The sequence below is a fragment of the Streptococcus sp. 21.1 genome (assembly GCF_016648635.1).
Lineage (GTDB): Bacteria > Bacillota > Bacilli > Lactobacillales > Streptococcaceae > Streptococcus.
In genome coordinates this window covers 213,130-227,137 of sequence record NZ_JACLQL010000002.1, presented here as the reverse complement: position 1 = coordinate 227,137, position 14,008 = coordinate 213,130, and the positions used below count along the sequence as shown (strand labels likewise).

The 14,008-nt window shown below is 40.5% G+C and carries 15 protein-coding genes and 1 tRNA gene; 5 read left to right on the top strand and 11 right to left on the bottom strand.

All coding sequences use genetic code 11. The features are described 5' to 3' along the window. Positions 1-2,643, top strand: coding sequence for an FtsX-like permease family protein (locus H7U01_RS02935; RefSeq protein WP_064524276.1), 2,643 nt, complete (start codon positions 1-3; stop codon positions 2,641-2,643). Between the two features lie 50 nt (positions 2,644-2,693). Here H7U01_RS02935 and H7U01_RS02930 read toward each other — a convergent pair whose 3' ends face one another. The 3 genes from H7U01_RS02930 to H7U01_RS02920 form a co-directional block, all read right to left on the bottom strand. Further along, positions 2,694-3,422: a MerR family transcriptional regulator gene (locus H7U01_RS02930; RefSeq protein ID WP_064524278.1), complete on the bottom strand. Its 729-nt coding sequence runs from the start codon at positions 3,420-3,422 to the stop codon at positions 2,694-2,696. A 174-nt stretch (positions 3,423-3,596) separates the two neighbouring features. Then, positions 3,597-4,187 (bottom strand): 3'-5' exonuclease, encoded by a 591-nt coding sequence (locus tag H7U01_RS02925; protein ID WP_002891650.1) that lies wholly within the window; start codon positions 4,185-4,187, stop codon positions 3,597-3,599. Positions 4,188-4,236: 49 nt separating this feature from the next. Next, positions 4,237-4,773 carry a DUF536 domain-containing protein gene (locus tag H7U01_RS02920; RefSeq protein ID WP_002884601.1) on the bottom strand — a complete coding sequence of 179 codons (537 nt, stop codon included), beginning with the start codon at positions 4,771-4,773 and terminating at the stop codon, positions 4,237-4,239. A 503-nt stretch (positions 4,774-5,276) separates the two neighbouring features. Here H7U01_RS02920 and H7U01_RS02915 point away from each other — a divergent pair. Next, entirely contained in the window at positions 5,277-5,636 is a 360-nt protein-coding gene (locus H7U01_RS02915) for a metal-sulfur cluster assembly factor (RefSeq protein ID WP_037598415.1), read from the top strand. Between the two features lie 156 nt (positions 5,637-5,792). Here H7U01_RS02915 and ilvD read toward each other — a convergent pair whose 3' ends face one another. Beyond that, complete coding sequence (gene ilvD, locus H7U01_RS02910; protein ID WP_155222567.1) at positions 5,793-7,511, bottom strand: dihydroxy-acid dehydratase; 1,719 nt, start codon at positions 7,509-7,511, stop codon at positions 5,793-5,795. A gap of 112 nt (positions 7,512-7,623) precedes the next feature. On the opposite strand from ilvD, the gene H7U01_RS02905 reads away from it, so the two are divergent. Beyond that, positions 7,624-8,805, top strand: coding sequence for an NAD(P)/FAD-dependent oxidoreductase (locus H7U01_RS02905; protein ID WP_048674710.1), 1,182 nt, complete (start codon positions 7,624-7,626; stop codon positions 8,803-8,805). A gap of 109 nt (positions 8,806-8,914) precedes the next feature. Here the strand turns inward: H7U01_RS02905 and H7U01_RS02900 are convergent. The 5 genes from H7U01_RS02900 to H7U01_RS02880 form a co-directional block, all read right to left on the bottom strand. Further along, a tRNA-Ser gene (locus H7U01_RS02900) sits at positions 8,915-9,001 on the bottom strand. 58 nt (positions 9,002-9,059) lie between these two features. Then, complete coding sequence (trmB, locus tag H7U01_RS02895) at positions 9,060-9,701, bottom strand: tRNA (guanosine(46)-N7)-methyltransferase TrmB (RefSeq protein WP_003096317.1); 642 nt, start codon at positions 9,699-9,701, stop codon at positions 9,060-9,062. 9 nt (positions 9,702-9,710) lie between these two features. Further along, complete coding sequence (gene ccrZ / locus H7U01_RS02890) at positions 9,711-10,502, bottom strand: cell cycle regulator CcrZ (protein WP_002884270.1); 792 nt, start codon at positions 10,500-10,502, stop codon at positions 9,711-9,713. Between the two features lie 57 nt (positions 10,503-10,559). After that, on the bottom strand, positions 10,560-11,594 hold the full coding sequence (locus tag H7U01_RS02885; protein ID WP_398578372.1) for an ABC transporter permease: 1,035 nt from the start codon (positions 11,592-11,594) through the stop codon (positions 10,560-10,562). Continuing rightward, a complete protein-coding gene (locus H7U01_RS02880) occupies positions 11,594-12,325 on the bottom strand; it encodes an ABC transporter ATP-binding protein (protein ID WP_070437832.1) in 732 nt (243 codons plus the stop codon). The genes H7U01_RS02885 and H7U01_RS02880 overlap by 1 nt, the downstream gene beginning before the upstream one ends. Positions 12,326-12,389: 64 nt before the next feature. Between H7U01_RS02880 and H7U01_RS02875 the strand changes: the two genes are divergently transcribed. Beyond that, complete coding sequence (locus tag H7U01_RS02875) at positions 12,390-12,809, top strand: HIT family protein (RefSeq protein WP_037599159.1); 420 nt, start codon at positions 12,390-12,392, stop codon at positions 12,807-12,809. Beyond that, the gene (locus tag H7U01_RS02870) at positions 12,806-13,105 is read left to right on the top strand and encodes a hypothetical protein (RefSeq protein WP_060972580.1); all 300 of its coding nucleotides are present in this window, start codon (positions 12,806-12,808) and stop codon (positions 13,103-13,105) included. Before H7U01_RS02875 ends, H7U01_RS02870 begins: the two co-directional genes overlap by 4 nt. 180 nt (positions 13,106-13,285) lie before the next feature. Here H7U01_RS02870 and H7U01_RS02865 read toward each other — a convergent pair whose 3' ends face one another. Both H7U01_RS02865 and H7U01_RS02860 read right to left on the bottom strand, forming a co-directional pair. After that, positions 13,286-13,453, bottom strand: a complete 168-nt coding sequence (locus H7U01_RS02865; protein ID WP_173014516.1) for a hypothetical protein — start codon at positions 13,451-13,453, stop codon at positions 13,286-13,288. Positions 13,454-13,470: 17 nt separating this feature from the next. Further along, positions 13,471-13,935, bottom strand: a complete 465-nt coding sequence (locus H7U01_RS02860; RefSeq protein WP_227853297.1) for a hypothetical protein — start codon at positions 13,933-13,935, stop codon at positions 13,471-13,473. Positions 13,936-14,008 lie beyond the last annotated feature (73 nt).

The window sequence follows — 14,008 nt, the reverse complement described above, 5'->3', positions numbered from 1 at the left end:
ATGAAAAAAACAACTTATTGGAAAGATGTTTGGCGAACCTTTGTAGCTTCTAAAGGGCGTATGCTCTCTATTGCCTTACTTATGGCACTGGGATCCTTTGCCTTGATTGGTCTTAAAGTAACTTCTCCTAATATGAAGAAAACTGGGGAACACTTCTTCAAGACGCATCAAACAGCTGACTTGAGCTTAATCAGTACTTACAGTATCAACCAAACCGATCAGGACCTTCTCAATACAATTAAAAAGAAGAATGTAGACATCGAGTATGGTTATTTCAAAGATGCTGTCGTCAAGGGAACGAATACGGCATTTCGTATCTTCTCTAAACCTAAGAAAATCTCCACTTACGACCTTATTGAGGGGAAACTTCCTACTAAAGACGGGGAAATCGCTCTTTCCTCAACTTATAAAGAAGAATATAGCGTCGGAGATAAAATTAACTTTTCTGAGCCAGTAGATAGTTCAGGGCAAAAACAGTTAAAGGAACAAACATATACCATTACTGGTTTTGTTAATTCCTCTGAACTTCTCTCTAGGAACCGTCTTGGTAATGCCAGCGCTGGTACGGGGAAACTAGATGGCTACGCCATTGTTCCAGAGACGGACTTCACCTCTAATGATTACATGATTGCCCGCATCCGCTACAAGGATTTGGAAAATGTTAGTCCTTTTAGTGAGGAATACGCAAATAAGATTTCTGAACGAAAGGCTGAACTTAAGAAACTCTTTAAAGATGAACCTGAGAAACGCCTAACTGAGATCAAGTCTCAGTCTCAAGCTCAAATTACTCAAGCTAAACAAGAACTTGAAACAGCCCTCGCACAGACCCAGCAAATGGCTACAAGCAACGCTGCTGAAGCTGCTAATGTCAAAGAAGCTACTACCAAGATTGAAGCCAAGCAAAAAGAACTCGAAGAAAGTCAAGCAATGGTTGATAATTTACCAGCGCCTAGCTATCAATTCTACTCACGTCGAGAGATTCCGGGTTCCGAGGGATATGTTGCTTATGAAAGTAATATTAACATCATTCACGATGTAAGTAACATCTTCCCTGTCGCTCTCTACTTTATGGCAGCTTTGGTTACCTTTGTAACTATGGGACGCTTTGTTGAAGAAGAGCGTGGTAAGGCTGGTATTTTCAACGCCCTAGGTTACAGTAATTCGCGAATTATCCATAAATTCGTCATTTATGGCTTGATAACGAGTATTACTGGTACAACCGCAGGTGTTATTACCGGTCATACACTACTTCCGATTCTAATTCACAACACTTATAAGAGCGATTTGCAGCTTCCTGCTTTTGAATTGCACTTCTACTTAGGACTTACCCTTGTGGCCTTCCTTTTAGGTCTCTTATCTGCTGTGCTACCTGCCTTTGTGGTTGCCAAGAAAGAGCTCTGGGAAAAGCCTTCCCAACTCCTCCTTCCAAAACCACCTCGTGCAGGAGCTAAGATTGTCCTAGAGCGCATCACACCGCTTTGGAAACGTCTCAGCTTTACGGAAAAAGTTACCATGCGTAATATTTTCCGATATAAGCAACGGATGTTTATGACCCTCTTTGGTGTCGCAGGTTCTATTGCACTTCTCTTCGCAGGTTTAGGAATTCGATCTTCTGTATCTAACCTTAACCAGCAACAGTTTGAAGACATCATTCACTATGATATGATTGTTGCCAAGCAACCAAATGCGTCAAGTGCTCTGGATGAGGAACTCACTAAACTCCTCGATAGCAAAGACGTCAAAGAATACTTGAATGTCCATTTTGAAACCTTGCAAAAAATTGCTGGTACCAATAAGGACACCCAAGAAATCTCAACCCTTGTCTTTAACGACCGTGACGAAAAACTCATTGACAGTTACGTTAGCTTACATGACCGAGACCGCAATAAGACTCTCAAGCTATCTAATGACGGAGCAATTATCTCTGAAAAAATGGCAAAACTCCTAAACCTTAAGGTTGGAGACACCATTACTGTGCAAAACAGTCAGGATGAGTCTGTCAAGATTAAGATAGCTGGTATCACTGAAATGTACATGGGGCATTTCCTCTTTATGAATGCTAGCTACTACCAAAAAGCTTTTGGAACACCTTCAGTGAATAATGCCAACCTTGTTACTCTCGCTGAACCAACTAAGCAAAATGTTGAAAATATGGCAACCAAATTCATCAACTTACCAAATGTTTACGGTGTTGTTCAAAACAACAACCTTAAACTGCAAATCAGCACTATGGTCAATTCATTGACACAGGTTATTGGTATTTTGATTACGGTTTCCATTCTCCTTGCTGTGGTTGTTCTCTATAACCTAACTAACATCAACGTTTCAGAACGTATCCACGAACTTTCAACCGTTAAGGTTCTTGGTTTCTACAATAATGAAGTATCCCTCTACATCTATCGTGAAACTATTTACCTGTCTATCATCGGTATCTTCGTAGGGTTTGGTCTTGGACAAGCACTCCACCAATATATGGTAAGCATCATTCCACCAGATCGTATCATGTTTGATCCATCTATCGGATTGGCTACTTACCTTCTACCAGCTGTTCTTATCGGCTTCATTCTTATTATCCTTGGCTTCGTCGTTAACAAACGCCTTGCCAAACTAAATATGCTTGAAGCCCTAAGTTCAGTTGAATAAGCTAAAAACGCCTGAGAAGCAATTCTCAAGCGTTTTTTATGTTCAATAATTTATTTCGTTTTAGTCTTAGCCAACTCTAGACAGTAGGTCTTCACATGACAATGAGGACAAGTCAGTTTACGAGTCCTAGGAGTATGCCCTGCAAGAGCAAACTCTTTAAAACTAGGGTCAAAAGCCTTATGACAATTAGGACAGAGGTATTCGAACTGCTTTCTATAGTGAAACACCACTAAATTTGTGGCTATGATAAATGCGGGGCAGACAACAAACAAACCTCTAGGATCCTTAAAATAATAAATGACTATCAGTAGACTTACCAGATAAAGAAGGGAGATTAGAACAATACTCCCATACATTCTCAACTGCAAATTTCGCCATGATTTTTGATTTTCCATAAGACGTGAAATGTCTGACAAATCTTCTAGTGAAAGTTGACGCCACTTAGCAGTTTCTTTTTGCAAGTGATGGGCACGTTTTAGTTTGACCTCTATTTCCTTCGAAGACTTTTCCAAGCTCTCGATTTGATCTGTCAACAAAAGCTCTAAAACCTGTTCCCTATTCTCCTCTTGCAAGAGTTTTTTGATTTGATTAATTGAGAAATCCAAATCTCTTAAGAAACAAATGACTTGCAGGCGTTCCAAGTCTGATTCGTAATAGATTCTCCGACCACCTTCTGTGACTTCAGACGGCGTCAAGATACCTCGTTGATCATAGTACTGGACAGTCCTAACAGACACTTCTGCTGCCTTAGCCAACTCCCCTGTTGAAAACTGCGACATCTCAGTCACCTCCTTTTAAGATTTTCTATCAAAGGAGGACCTTGGCCACCCTTGATACCTAGATTCTACCTTATAACGCTAGGTAATATGCAAGCCCTAACCCTAGAGGATTTTCTTTTCTTACAGAAAAAGTTAGCTATCACTCTTTACAACCTTTACAGCTTCTGTAAATCCCTAGTCGAAAAGGCCACCCAAACCTAAGGCAGCAAAAGGATTGTTACTGACTTCTTCCTGTTGCTCCAAAAGTTTAGCATTCTCATCTAATTCGAGAAACTTCTCGTAAATCTGTGCGGTCATACGAGCATCCTCCAAGCTGTTATGACCGTGTCCCTTGATTCCAAAGAAATCTGCCACACTTGTCAACTTGAGGTTAACAATACCGTTCAAATCAGAAGCACGACGGTCAAAGGCCTCATCGAAAACATCTAAAGCATATTGCTCTTCCAAGTCTAAACCATTTTCAGCTAGAATAGGCAAATCTGATTTAAGAGCATTGTAGCCAATAAGTGGAGTGTCACCAACAAATGATTTAAAATCCGCTAAAACAGACTCTAGCTTTGGTGCCTTGGCAATCTTATCCGCTGTAATTCCAGTCAAACCATTGATAAAGGATTGCAAAGGAACATCCGAATAGACGAAAGAATCAAACTGGTCCACTTCCTCATGCTGGTTCAGCTTAACAGCCGATACTTGGATAATATGGCTAACACCATCCACTGTGTTAAACTCCAAATCAAAGGCAATATAAGTTTCTAAATTTTCCATTTTAATCTCCTACAATAGTTAAAGCTGAGACTGAGTCCCAGCTTCTTTTTTATTTTCCAAATAGACGTCCAAAGAAACCTTTTTTAGAAGCTTCTTCTTGTTTGGTCTGGATTTCTTCCACTTGGGCCTTGGCTTCATCAACCTCAACCTTAGCCTCATCAAGTTCCAGCTTAAGCTCTTCCTTGTCCTTCATAGCAGTCAAGGTCAATTGCTGCTGTTGATCAATTTGCTTGTCCTTTTCGGCGATTTGAACGTCTTTGACACGCAATTGATCATCCATATTAGACAACTGCTCGTCCTTAGCCTTCAACTGAGCATAGAGACGGGCAATCTCAGAGTTTTTCTCGTCTACAAGAATCTCCAACAACTCACGTTGTTTTGTTTCTTCATCGATTGGCTCATCGTCAAAGATGGTTTTCTTGTAAATTTCCTCCAACTTAATTAAGCCACTGCGTTTAACGACAGTAACCCCTTTAGCATTTTTTTCTAGATCTTCTTCTGGAAGTTGTTTGACACGATTATTGACTGCTTGACGACTAACACCAAGGATTTCAGCAATCTCGCTGACTGTCTTTTCAATACTCATAATAGCCTCATTTTCTCTTGAAATGTCTTACTATGAGAATATCACAATCACTCCTTTCTGTCAATTTGACTAGTTATTCTGGATATCTGAAGGACTTTTTTCCTTTCACTCTTCAAACAATTTACTTGATAGGAAGCTAAGCTTTTGGTAAACTAGGTGTGGGTATAAATGTATATAGAGGGAAAGTCCTTGACTTAAACAATCGGTACTTCCAAATTGGGTTTGGTCGGTATCAGATCTGTTGTATCTAGGAATGGTGGGAACAATTCCACAAGGTTTGGGATTTTCATTCTTGCTCCAATTTTTGATGGTATTCGAGCAACCTTGGTTGCAAAACGACTTGATATTGAAGCATAAATCACATTATCTTCAACGGTTTGACTGTTGGAGTTTTTTTATTGTTACTTTACTCGCTTACTAAAGCCTCATATTGCCATCCGAGATTGAAAAAAGCCTTAAATTATGCCATAATAAACAAAAGCAAAATAGAAAGAATGAGTCCTATGAAAAACTTCCGTGATGATATTAAGGTCAATGATTTGGCCCAGCCCTTCTTAGAGCCAATCGTCGAACAAATGACCACTGTATTCGATCCTGAGATTGAGCTAGACATTTACAACCTTGGTTTGATTTATGAAATCACTGTCGATGAAAATGGCCACTGCTACTTCCTTATGACCTTTACTGATACTGGTTGTGGCTGTGAAGAGACTATGCCTTATGAAATCGCTGAAAAGCTAAAATCCATTGACGGTATTAACTCTGTCAAGGTGGAAACCACTTATTCACCGGTCTGGAAGATGACACGCATCAGTCGTTATGGACGTATCGCTCTTGGTATCTCACCTCGAGGCGGAAAATAAAAGGAAAACCGGTTGGACATTTCCAACCGGTTTTTTACTAGAGTAACAACAGACAAACCATTACTTGTCATCACACTGCCAACAACTGTCTTAGAAATTAATATCAAAAAATCACATCGAACAAATGTCCGGTGTGATTTTGTTGATATCATTTCATTAGGCTTTACCTGATTTATCCATATTCCAGAAGTCGGTAACGGCACCACGTGACGCTGAAGAAACGATGTGAGCGTATTTACCGAGGACACCACGGCTATAAAGTGGTGGCAACTCAGTTTCCGCTTTACGTTTCGCCAACTCTTCGTCTGAAACGTGCATCGTAATTTCTTTGGTATCTTGGTCAACTGTAACCATATCACCTGTACGGAGGTAGGCAATAGGTCCACCAACCTGAGCTTCAGGAGCAATGTGACCAACAACGAGTCCGTAAGTACCACCTGAGAAACGTCCATCTGTCAAGAGGGCAACCTTGTCCCCTTGACCTTTACCAACGATCATTGAAGACAATGACAACATTTCTGGCATACCAGGACCACCCTTAGGACCTACAAAACGTACAACAACTACATCGCCATCAACGATTTCATCAGAAAGAACTGCTTCGATGGCATCTTCTTCTGAGTCAAATACTTTAGCAGGACCAGTGATGTTACGAACTTTAACCCCTGATACTTTGGCAACCGCACCTTCTGGAGCCAAGTTACCTTTCAAGATAATCAATGGACCATCAGCACGTTTAGGATTTTCAAGCGGCATGATGACTTTTTGACCTGGTGTCAAATCATCGAAGGCCTCCAAGTTTTCTGCAACAGTCTTACCAGTACATGTGATACGATCACCGTGAAGGAAACCATTCTTAAGAAGGTATTTCATAACGGCTGGTACACCACCAACATTGTAAAGATCTTGGAAGACATATTGACCTGAAGGTTTCAAGTCAGCCAAGTGAGGCACACGCTCTTGGAAATCGTTGAAATCTTCAAGTGTCAAATCAACGTTAGCTGCATGAGCAATAGCAAGCAAGTGAAGTGTCGCATTTGTTGAACCACCAAGTGCCATTGTGACAGTGATGGCATCTTCAAAGGCTTCACGTGTCAAGATATCTGATGGCTTAAGACCTAGTTCAAGCATCTTAACAACTACACGACCTGCTTCTTCGATATCTGCTTTCTTCTCAGCTGATTCTGCAGGGTGAGATGATGATCCTGGAAGGCTCATCCCCATTACTTCGATTGCTGTCGCCATTGTGTTGGCAGTATACATACCACCACAACCACCAGGGCCAGGGCAGGCATTACATTCAAGATCTTTAACCTCTTCTGCGGTCATATCACCGTGGTTCCATTTACCGATACCTTCGAAAACAGAAACCAAGTCGATATCCTTACCGTTAAGGTTACCTGGTGCAATGGTACCACCATAGGCAAAAATCGCTGGAATATCCATGTTAGCAATGGCAATCATAGAACCAGGCATGTTCTTATCACATCCACCAATAGCAACAAAGGCATCAACGTTGTGACCACCCATAGCTGCTTCGATTGAGTCAGCGATGATATCACGAGATGTCAATGAGAAACGCATTCCTGGTGTCCCCATGGCAATACCATCTGCAACAGTAATCGTACCAAATTGAACTGGCCAAGCACCCGCGTCTTTAACACCTTCTTTGGCAATTTGACCAAAACCGTGCAAGTGGATATTACATGGTGTGTTCTCAGCCCAAGTTGAGATAACCCCAACAATAGGCTTTTCAAAACTATCATCCGTCATCCCAGTCGCACGAAGCATGGCACGGTTAGGTGATTTAACCATACTATCGTAGACAGATGAACGGTGTTTCATGTTATTTTCAGACACGATATTTTCCTCCATAGTTAATAACTATTCTAATTTAAACTTCTACTCCTATTCTAACATAAATTATCTAAAAAAACTGACCATTTACAAACTATTCTCCCTTTTTAAATTATGCTAAAATAAAGGCATGAAACATTTTGATACTATCGTTATTGGTGGGGGGCCTGCTGGCATGATGGCGACCATTGCCTCAGCCTTCTACGGCCAACAAACCCTTCTAATTGAAAAAAATAAACGTCTCGGAAAGAAGCTGGCTAGTACTGGTGGTGGACGTTGTAATGTTACTAACAACGGGACTTTAGACGATCTTCTAGCAGGTATTCCAGGTAATGGCCGTTTCCTCTATAGCGTCTTTTCACAATTTGATAACCACGATATCATTGCTTTTTTCGAGGACAATGGTGTCAAACTAAAGGTTGAGGATCACGGACGTGTCTTCCCTAAGACAGATAAATCACGGACCATCATCCAAGCTCTGGAAAATAAGATTCAGGAACTTGGTGCTAGCATCCTCACCAATACAGAAGTTGTCTCCGTCAAAAAGGTTGATGAGCAATTCCAAGTTAAGTCTTCGGACCAGACTTTTACCAGTGATAAACTCATCGTTACAACTGGAGGAAAATCTTATCCATCGACTGGTTCAACTGGTTTTGGACATGATATTGCCCGCCATTTTAAGCTCCAGGTCACTGATCTTGAAGCTGCGGAAAGTCCACTCCTAACCGACTTCCCCCACAAGGCCTTACAAGGAATTTCTCTTGATGATGTCACTCTGTCCTATGGCAAACACAAGATTACCCATGACCTTCTCTTCACCCATTTTGGCCTATCTGGCCCAGCTGCCCTACGTCTTTCCAGTTTTGTCAAGGGTGGTGAGATAGCCCATCTAGATTTTCTTCCTAACCAAAGCCAAGAAAATCTCAAAATCTACTTTGAGGAGAATCGCGAGAAATCTGTTAAAAATACTCTCAAAGGTCTAGTGCCTGAGCGTGTCGCTGAATTCCTAGCAGAAGACAAGGCTGATAGCAAGGTTAAACAACTGCATCCCAAAGACTTAGAAAACATTATCAGTCAGCTTAAGGGCATGGAAATTCCAATCACAGGTAAAATGTCACTTGCCAAATCCTTTGTGACTAAAGGTGGCGTTGACCTTAAGGAAATTAATCCCAAGACTCTAGAAAGTAAAAAAGTCCCTCACCTACACTTTGCAGGAGAGGTCCTTGACATCAATGCCCATACTGGTGGCTTTAACATTACTAGCGCCCTCTGTACTGGTTGGGTAGCAGGGATTCAGAGCCCTTGGGACTAAGGATTGAGTCCTCCTATCATAAAAAGCTGTTAAAACCATCTTCTTTTTTATTACTATACCTAAAAAGTGTCCCTTCTAAAACGGAAGGGACACTTTGTCTATTTCTCAAAGGAGAGGAGGGGATTCGAACCCCCGAGCCCCGTTAAGGACTACACGCTTTCCAAGCGTGCGCACTCGGCCTCTATGCGACCTCTCCACATCAAACGATTAGCCATCAATAGGCTAATCGTTATTTTTAATCAAGTTTTCAAGAGTTAATCTTTAAACTGGGCCTCTACTCGATAGATGACCTGACCTTTTTCTGAGAACTTACGCTCGTATTCAGTCATGACGTTGCCTTCATAATCACTGGCATGAAGGTCCAACCAAACTTTGTTGAGAACCATTCCATACTGTGAAAAGCTCGCCAAACTGTATTCAAAAAGTCCACGATTGTCTGTCTTAAAGTGAATCTCTCCATTTTCAGGCAAAATTTGCTTATAAGTATCTAGGAAAGTCTTGTATGTCAAACGACGTTTCTCGTGGCGACTCTTAGGCCATGGATCTGAGAAATTCAGATACATCATATCCACTTCGCCATCTTCAAAATAATTGGTCAAGGCTGAACCATCCACGCGCAAGAGTTTGACATTTTCAGCACCCGAAGCCAAAACCTTATCCAAGGCATAGCTCAATACAGACAGCTGAATATCAATACCAATGTAGTTGATGTCAGGGTTTTGTTGGGCCATACCAGTAATGAAGGCCCCTTTACCAGATCCTACCTCGATATGGATAGGATTGTCATTACCAAAAAGCTCATGCCACTTACCTTTAGCAGCCTCCGGCTCAAGGATAACGTACTGAGGATGGTTAGCTAGGTGTTCCTCTGCACCTTTACGTTTTCTAACTCGCATGTCTACTTTCTAATATCTGTGCAAGGTCTCTCTGAATTTACGAAGTTCATAAATTTCTCGGTTGGCATGTTCCATATCACGACTATCAAAGAATTTTGAAATCTGTGTCAAATATGAAAACTGCCCATACCAATAAATCTTGTCCATCACAAGGTCGTTGTTCTTATAGCCATAGTATGACAACCACTGTGGCCAATGTGCCAATGGAATGTAATGGCTGAGGATCTGCGCCACATCATACATACGATCTGTTAGACGTACAGAATCCCAATCAACCAAATAAATCAATCCTGAGGTTGTGATGACAAAGTTACTATGACGAGCATCTCCGTGAACAATTGTTGCAATTTCCGCACGAAACTCTGGAAGATGACGTTTCAAATCTCTAACAACGTCTTGAAGGAAGCCATTTTCACGCAATTGGTAAGCGGCATTTTCCTCCCACTCGTGTAGAAGATCGAAAGGATTTTCAATATGATAATCCAACTGCAAGAGTTGATTAACCAAGTGTTTAGAGCGGTGCAAATTACCAAGAATTTGGATAATCTGTTTACTGTTCATGTCATGTTTGGTCAAAATACGACCATCAAGCCACTCCTGTGCACTCATCATGTCACCATTTCCCAGACGCTTAGCCCACAAGAGCTGTGGTGCAATCTGTTCCTTGGCAAGAGCTGCCAAGATTGGTGTTGTATTCATCTTCACAAAGACGCGATCTCCGTTTGGGTAAGTTCCCATATAGGCCTTACCACTATTTCCTTTGAGAGGAGTCAGGCTCAAATCTTTATCTGTTGATGTCACCTAGGCATCTCCTTTTTCTTTAGTCATTCGTTTCTATTTTAACTTATTTAATAGGTGTTAGTCAATCATCTTCTTAAGCTTGGCTGGTAGGTAAACAAGGCTCAGAACTAGCATCATTCCAACCAAAATCAGGCTAAACTTAAGGTCGAAGAGACAAATAGCCTGTACCAGAGTCATCCCAAGTACAATCTGGCTAATCAAGCGCTTAAGATTGCTTACCTGCATGTCTTTTCCAACTGGCATAAGGTTAGCCATTCTCTGATAAGCAAAGTGCGATTTAAGTGCCGTGAGCTGAAAGAGCAAGAGGTAATCAAAAACAACCACAAGCACCATAGCCAACCATTTTTCAGGAACCAAAAAGATAACTAGAAGTGTTAGGGCAAACAGGCGTAAACTAAGGGCAAAGTAATCCCCAGAACGCAAGAAGGCTCTTAGGTAAAGATTGTACCAAGTATGTTCCTTGTCTTTCTTTGTACGTTTGAGAATACCATCCAAATAAGCACGGCGTTTAACACTCGACGTAATCCCTTTAACATTGGTAAAGAGTGAAAAGAACTTCAGAATCGATTGTTGACGCTTATTTTCCGCTGCAATAGCCTCAGTCCAATTCAGTCCAGACTGCTTATAAAAAGGTTGAGCCTTTTTCTGAAAAATGAAGTACTTAAGAATAGCCATAGCCACAGCTATAAGGATAACTCCCCAAACTGGAAGTCCCAAGGCTAAAAAGAGAGGAATAACCAAAATAAAAATCAGGGTTTGTACTATTAACCAAAATCTAAAAGCACGTCCTGTTGCCTTCTTAACATGGTCTAGTACCTCTTCTTCCTTAACCAAAAGGTAGTGCTTGTCCGCAGGTTCTAGATAAGTCGCAATATTCCCCCAGAAAGGTAATAACAGACAAAGCACAAGCAAGCCAAGAATGATTGCCCACGGATTTTTTGGAAAATGCTTCAGCAACTGGCTATACTGAACCAAGACAAAGCCTAGCAGAAAGAGAAGAACCAAGATAAAATGATCATTAAAAACGTAGCGACTATACTTAGCACAGCGGGCATTGAATCGCTTGCTACGCTCCTTAAATAGCTTAGCTATCATGACAATTCTCCCTTAGTTAACTGCATGTAGATATCGTTAAGACTAGCACTATCGTCGCCAAAAGTCTGACGGAGCTCCTCGAGAGTCCCCTGTGCTAAGACCTGTCCATGGTGCAAAATCACAAAGCGATCACACATTTTCTCAGCCGAATCCAAAACGTGGGTAGACATGAGAATCGCCTTACCATTCGCTTTTTCCTCAGCCAAAAGCTCAATCAAGTCCGAAATCGCCAAGGGATCCAAACCTAGGAAGGGCTCATCAACAATGAAAAGACTTGGATTCACAATAAAGGCACAGATAATCATGACCTTCTGCTTCATCCCCTTTGAAAACTGAGTCGGGAACCAATCTAGCTTTTCATCTAAACGAAAGAGCTTAAGGTACTTGTCCGCACGTGCCATTCCTTCAGTCACATCAAGACCATAGGCCATCAACACCGTTTTCAAATGTTCACGAAGCGTCAATTCTTCATAGAGGCTTGGCGTTTCAGGGATGTAACCAATCTTCTGACGATAGCTAGCTGAATCTTGCTGAATGGTTAACCCATCAATGGCAATCTGTCCCCCATAAGGTGTTAAGAGACCAATAATCTCGTTAATTGTTGTTGATTTCCCAGCACCATTAAGACCGATAAGACCAACTAATTCGCCATCAGCCACCTCAAAAGTCACATCTTTTAGGACGGGAATATTAGCGTAACCACCCGTCACCTTTTCTAATTTAAGCATTATCTTTTCTCTCTTTGGTATGATATAATCTATTATAACAAAAACTCATGGAAAGGTCGTTATTATGGATAATTGTATTTTCTGTAAAATTATATCTGGAGAAATCCCTTCATCAAAAGTCTACGAGGACGACAAGGTTCTAGCCTTCCTCGATATTTCACAAGCTACAAAAGGACATACCTTGGTTATTCCTAAAGAGCACGTTCGTAACATCTTAGAAATGTCTGCTGAGACTGCTGAGACTGTCTTTAGCCGTGTTCCAAAAATTGCTCGTGCCGTGCAAAAAGCAACTAGAGCAATCGGCATGAATATCCTTAATAACAACGAAGAAGTTGCTGGACAAACCGTCTTCCACGCTCATATTCATCTCGTTCCTCGTTACGGTGCAGACGATGGTATCCACATGGGATTTGACGAACACGAACCAGACTTCGCTGCCCTGGCTGACCTTGCTGACAGCATCGCTAAAGAGGTAACAGAATGAAAATTGGACGCTTTCTAGCTCTTGGAGCCCTCGCCTACGGTGCCTACTACGCCTATAAACGACGTGAAGACATCAAAGAGGAAATCCTAGACCTCAACCAATCACGAGAAAATATCTCCTACGATTTGGACAATATCAAACGCAACCTTGACATCATCAAGGAACAAAACCTTGTTCTTGCTGACATTAAGCAAGACCTCAACTATAAAACACGTGTCTTCAAGAAAGACCTCGAACCCCGACTCAATATCATCCAAGAACGCTTGCAAAAGTATCAAGGTGATGATAAAGAATAAAGGTAAGTAGCCTGTGCTACTTACCTTTTTTATCAATGATGAAAACTTATAAAAAGTTTATGGATAGTGTAATAGTCACTCAATGTTCCTTTTTTTCACAACAGAAAGTACCATTCAATAATAAAAGGCACCACTAATCAGATTAAAGAGAACGCTACTAAACCTATTTTCATATAATTACTATTTCTTTTTTAAAGCATTAATAATAGAACATGTTGCTGATTTCGTTAAGCCTTGATTTTTAGGATGTGTCCTTAAATAGGAATGGACTTTGGTACCAGTATCTGAACGTGTGTAACCATTTGTATTAACAATCTTATTACTTAACAGTTTATCCAATAAATTCATTCTGCATCTCCTCACAATTAGTAATTAAAATTTATACTAAATGAATTCATTGTATCATAGTTACCATTCTGTATATTAGCAGTCCACCCAATATTTTCACCGCTCTTCATTTTATGCTTATAGTAGTTTGCTTTTTTTGCTTTTTCGTCTGATTCCTCAACTTTCTGTCCTGAATTAACTGCAACAAATTCTGATATAGATACTGACTGCTTTCCTTTCGGATCAATTCTAGATTGTGACGAACTAAATGGCTTTGCTTCAATACTATTGTTAATTACAAAAGTTGATTCAATATTAATTTCTTTATCCGTTAAGTTATCAATAATAATATTTCCACCAGTTCTTATTATTTTAATATTTTTATCACTATATAGTTCTTCCGTTTTTGCTACTGTTTTTTTCGAACCCATAATACTTTGTCCTACTTTTGACGTATTATTGCCATTAGTAGAATTTTCATTCGAAGAATCTCTAATAGCCAAAAAAATATTAACAATGTAAATATAAATCCAAAAACCGCTAATACATAAACGCTAACATTAAAAATTTACTTTA

Bases quoted from the DNA above. Each gene is read 5' to 3' on its own strand.
- H7U01_RS02935 (WP_064524276.1), top strand. From the start codon at position 1: ATGAAAAAAACAACTTATTGGAAAGATGTTTGGCGAACCTTTGTAGCT.
- H7U01_RS02930 (WP_064524278.1), bottom strand. From the start codon at position 3,422: ATGTCGCAGTTTTCAACAGGGGAGTTGGCTAAGGCAGCAGAAGTGTCT.
- H7U01_RS02925 (WP_002891650.1), bottom strand. From the start codon at position 4,187: ATGGAAAATTTAGAAACTTATATTGCCTTTGATTTGGAGTTTAACACA.
- H7U01_RS02920 (WP_002884601.1), bottom strand. From the start codon at position 4,773: ATGAGTATTGAAAAGACAGTCAGCGAGATTGCTGAAATCCTTGGTGTT.
- H7U01_RS02915 (WP_037598415.1), top strand. From the start codon at position 5,277: ATGAAAAACTTCCGTGATGATATTAAGGTCAATGATTTGGCCCAGCCC.
- ilvD (WP_155222567.1), bottom strand. From the start codon at position 7,511: ATGGAGGAAAATATCGTGTCTGAAAATAACATGAAACACCGTTCATCT.
- H7U01_RS02905 (WP_048674710.1), top strand. From the start codon at position 7,624: ATGAAACATTTTGATACTATCGTTATTGGTGGGGGGCCTGCTGGCATG.
- trmB (WP_003096317.1), bottom strand. From the start codon at position 9,701: ATGCGAGTTAGAAAACGTAAAGGTGCAGAGGAACACCTAGCTAACCAT.
- H7U01_RS02880 (WP_070437832.1), bottom strand. From the start codon at position 12,325: ATGCTTAAATTAGAAAAGGTGACGGGTGGTTACGCTAATATTCCCGTC.
- H7U01_RS02875 (WP_037599159.1), top strand. From the start codon at position 12,390: ATGGATAATTGTATTTTCTGTAAAATTATATCTGGAGAAATCCCTTCA.
- H7U01_RS02870 (WP_060972580.1), top strand. From the start codon at position 12,806: ATGAAAATTGGACGCTTTCTAGCTCTTGGAGCCCTCGCCTACGGTGCC.
- H7U01_RS02865 (WP_173014516.1), bottom strand. From the start codon at position 13,453: ATGAATTTATTGGATAAACTGTTAAGTAATAAGATTGTTAATACAAAT.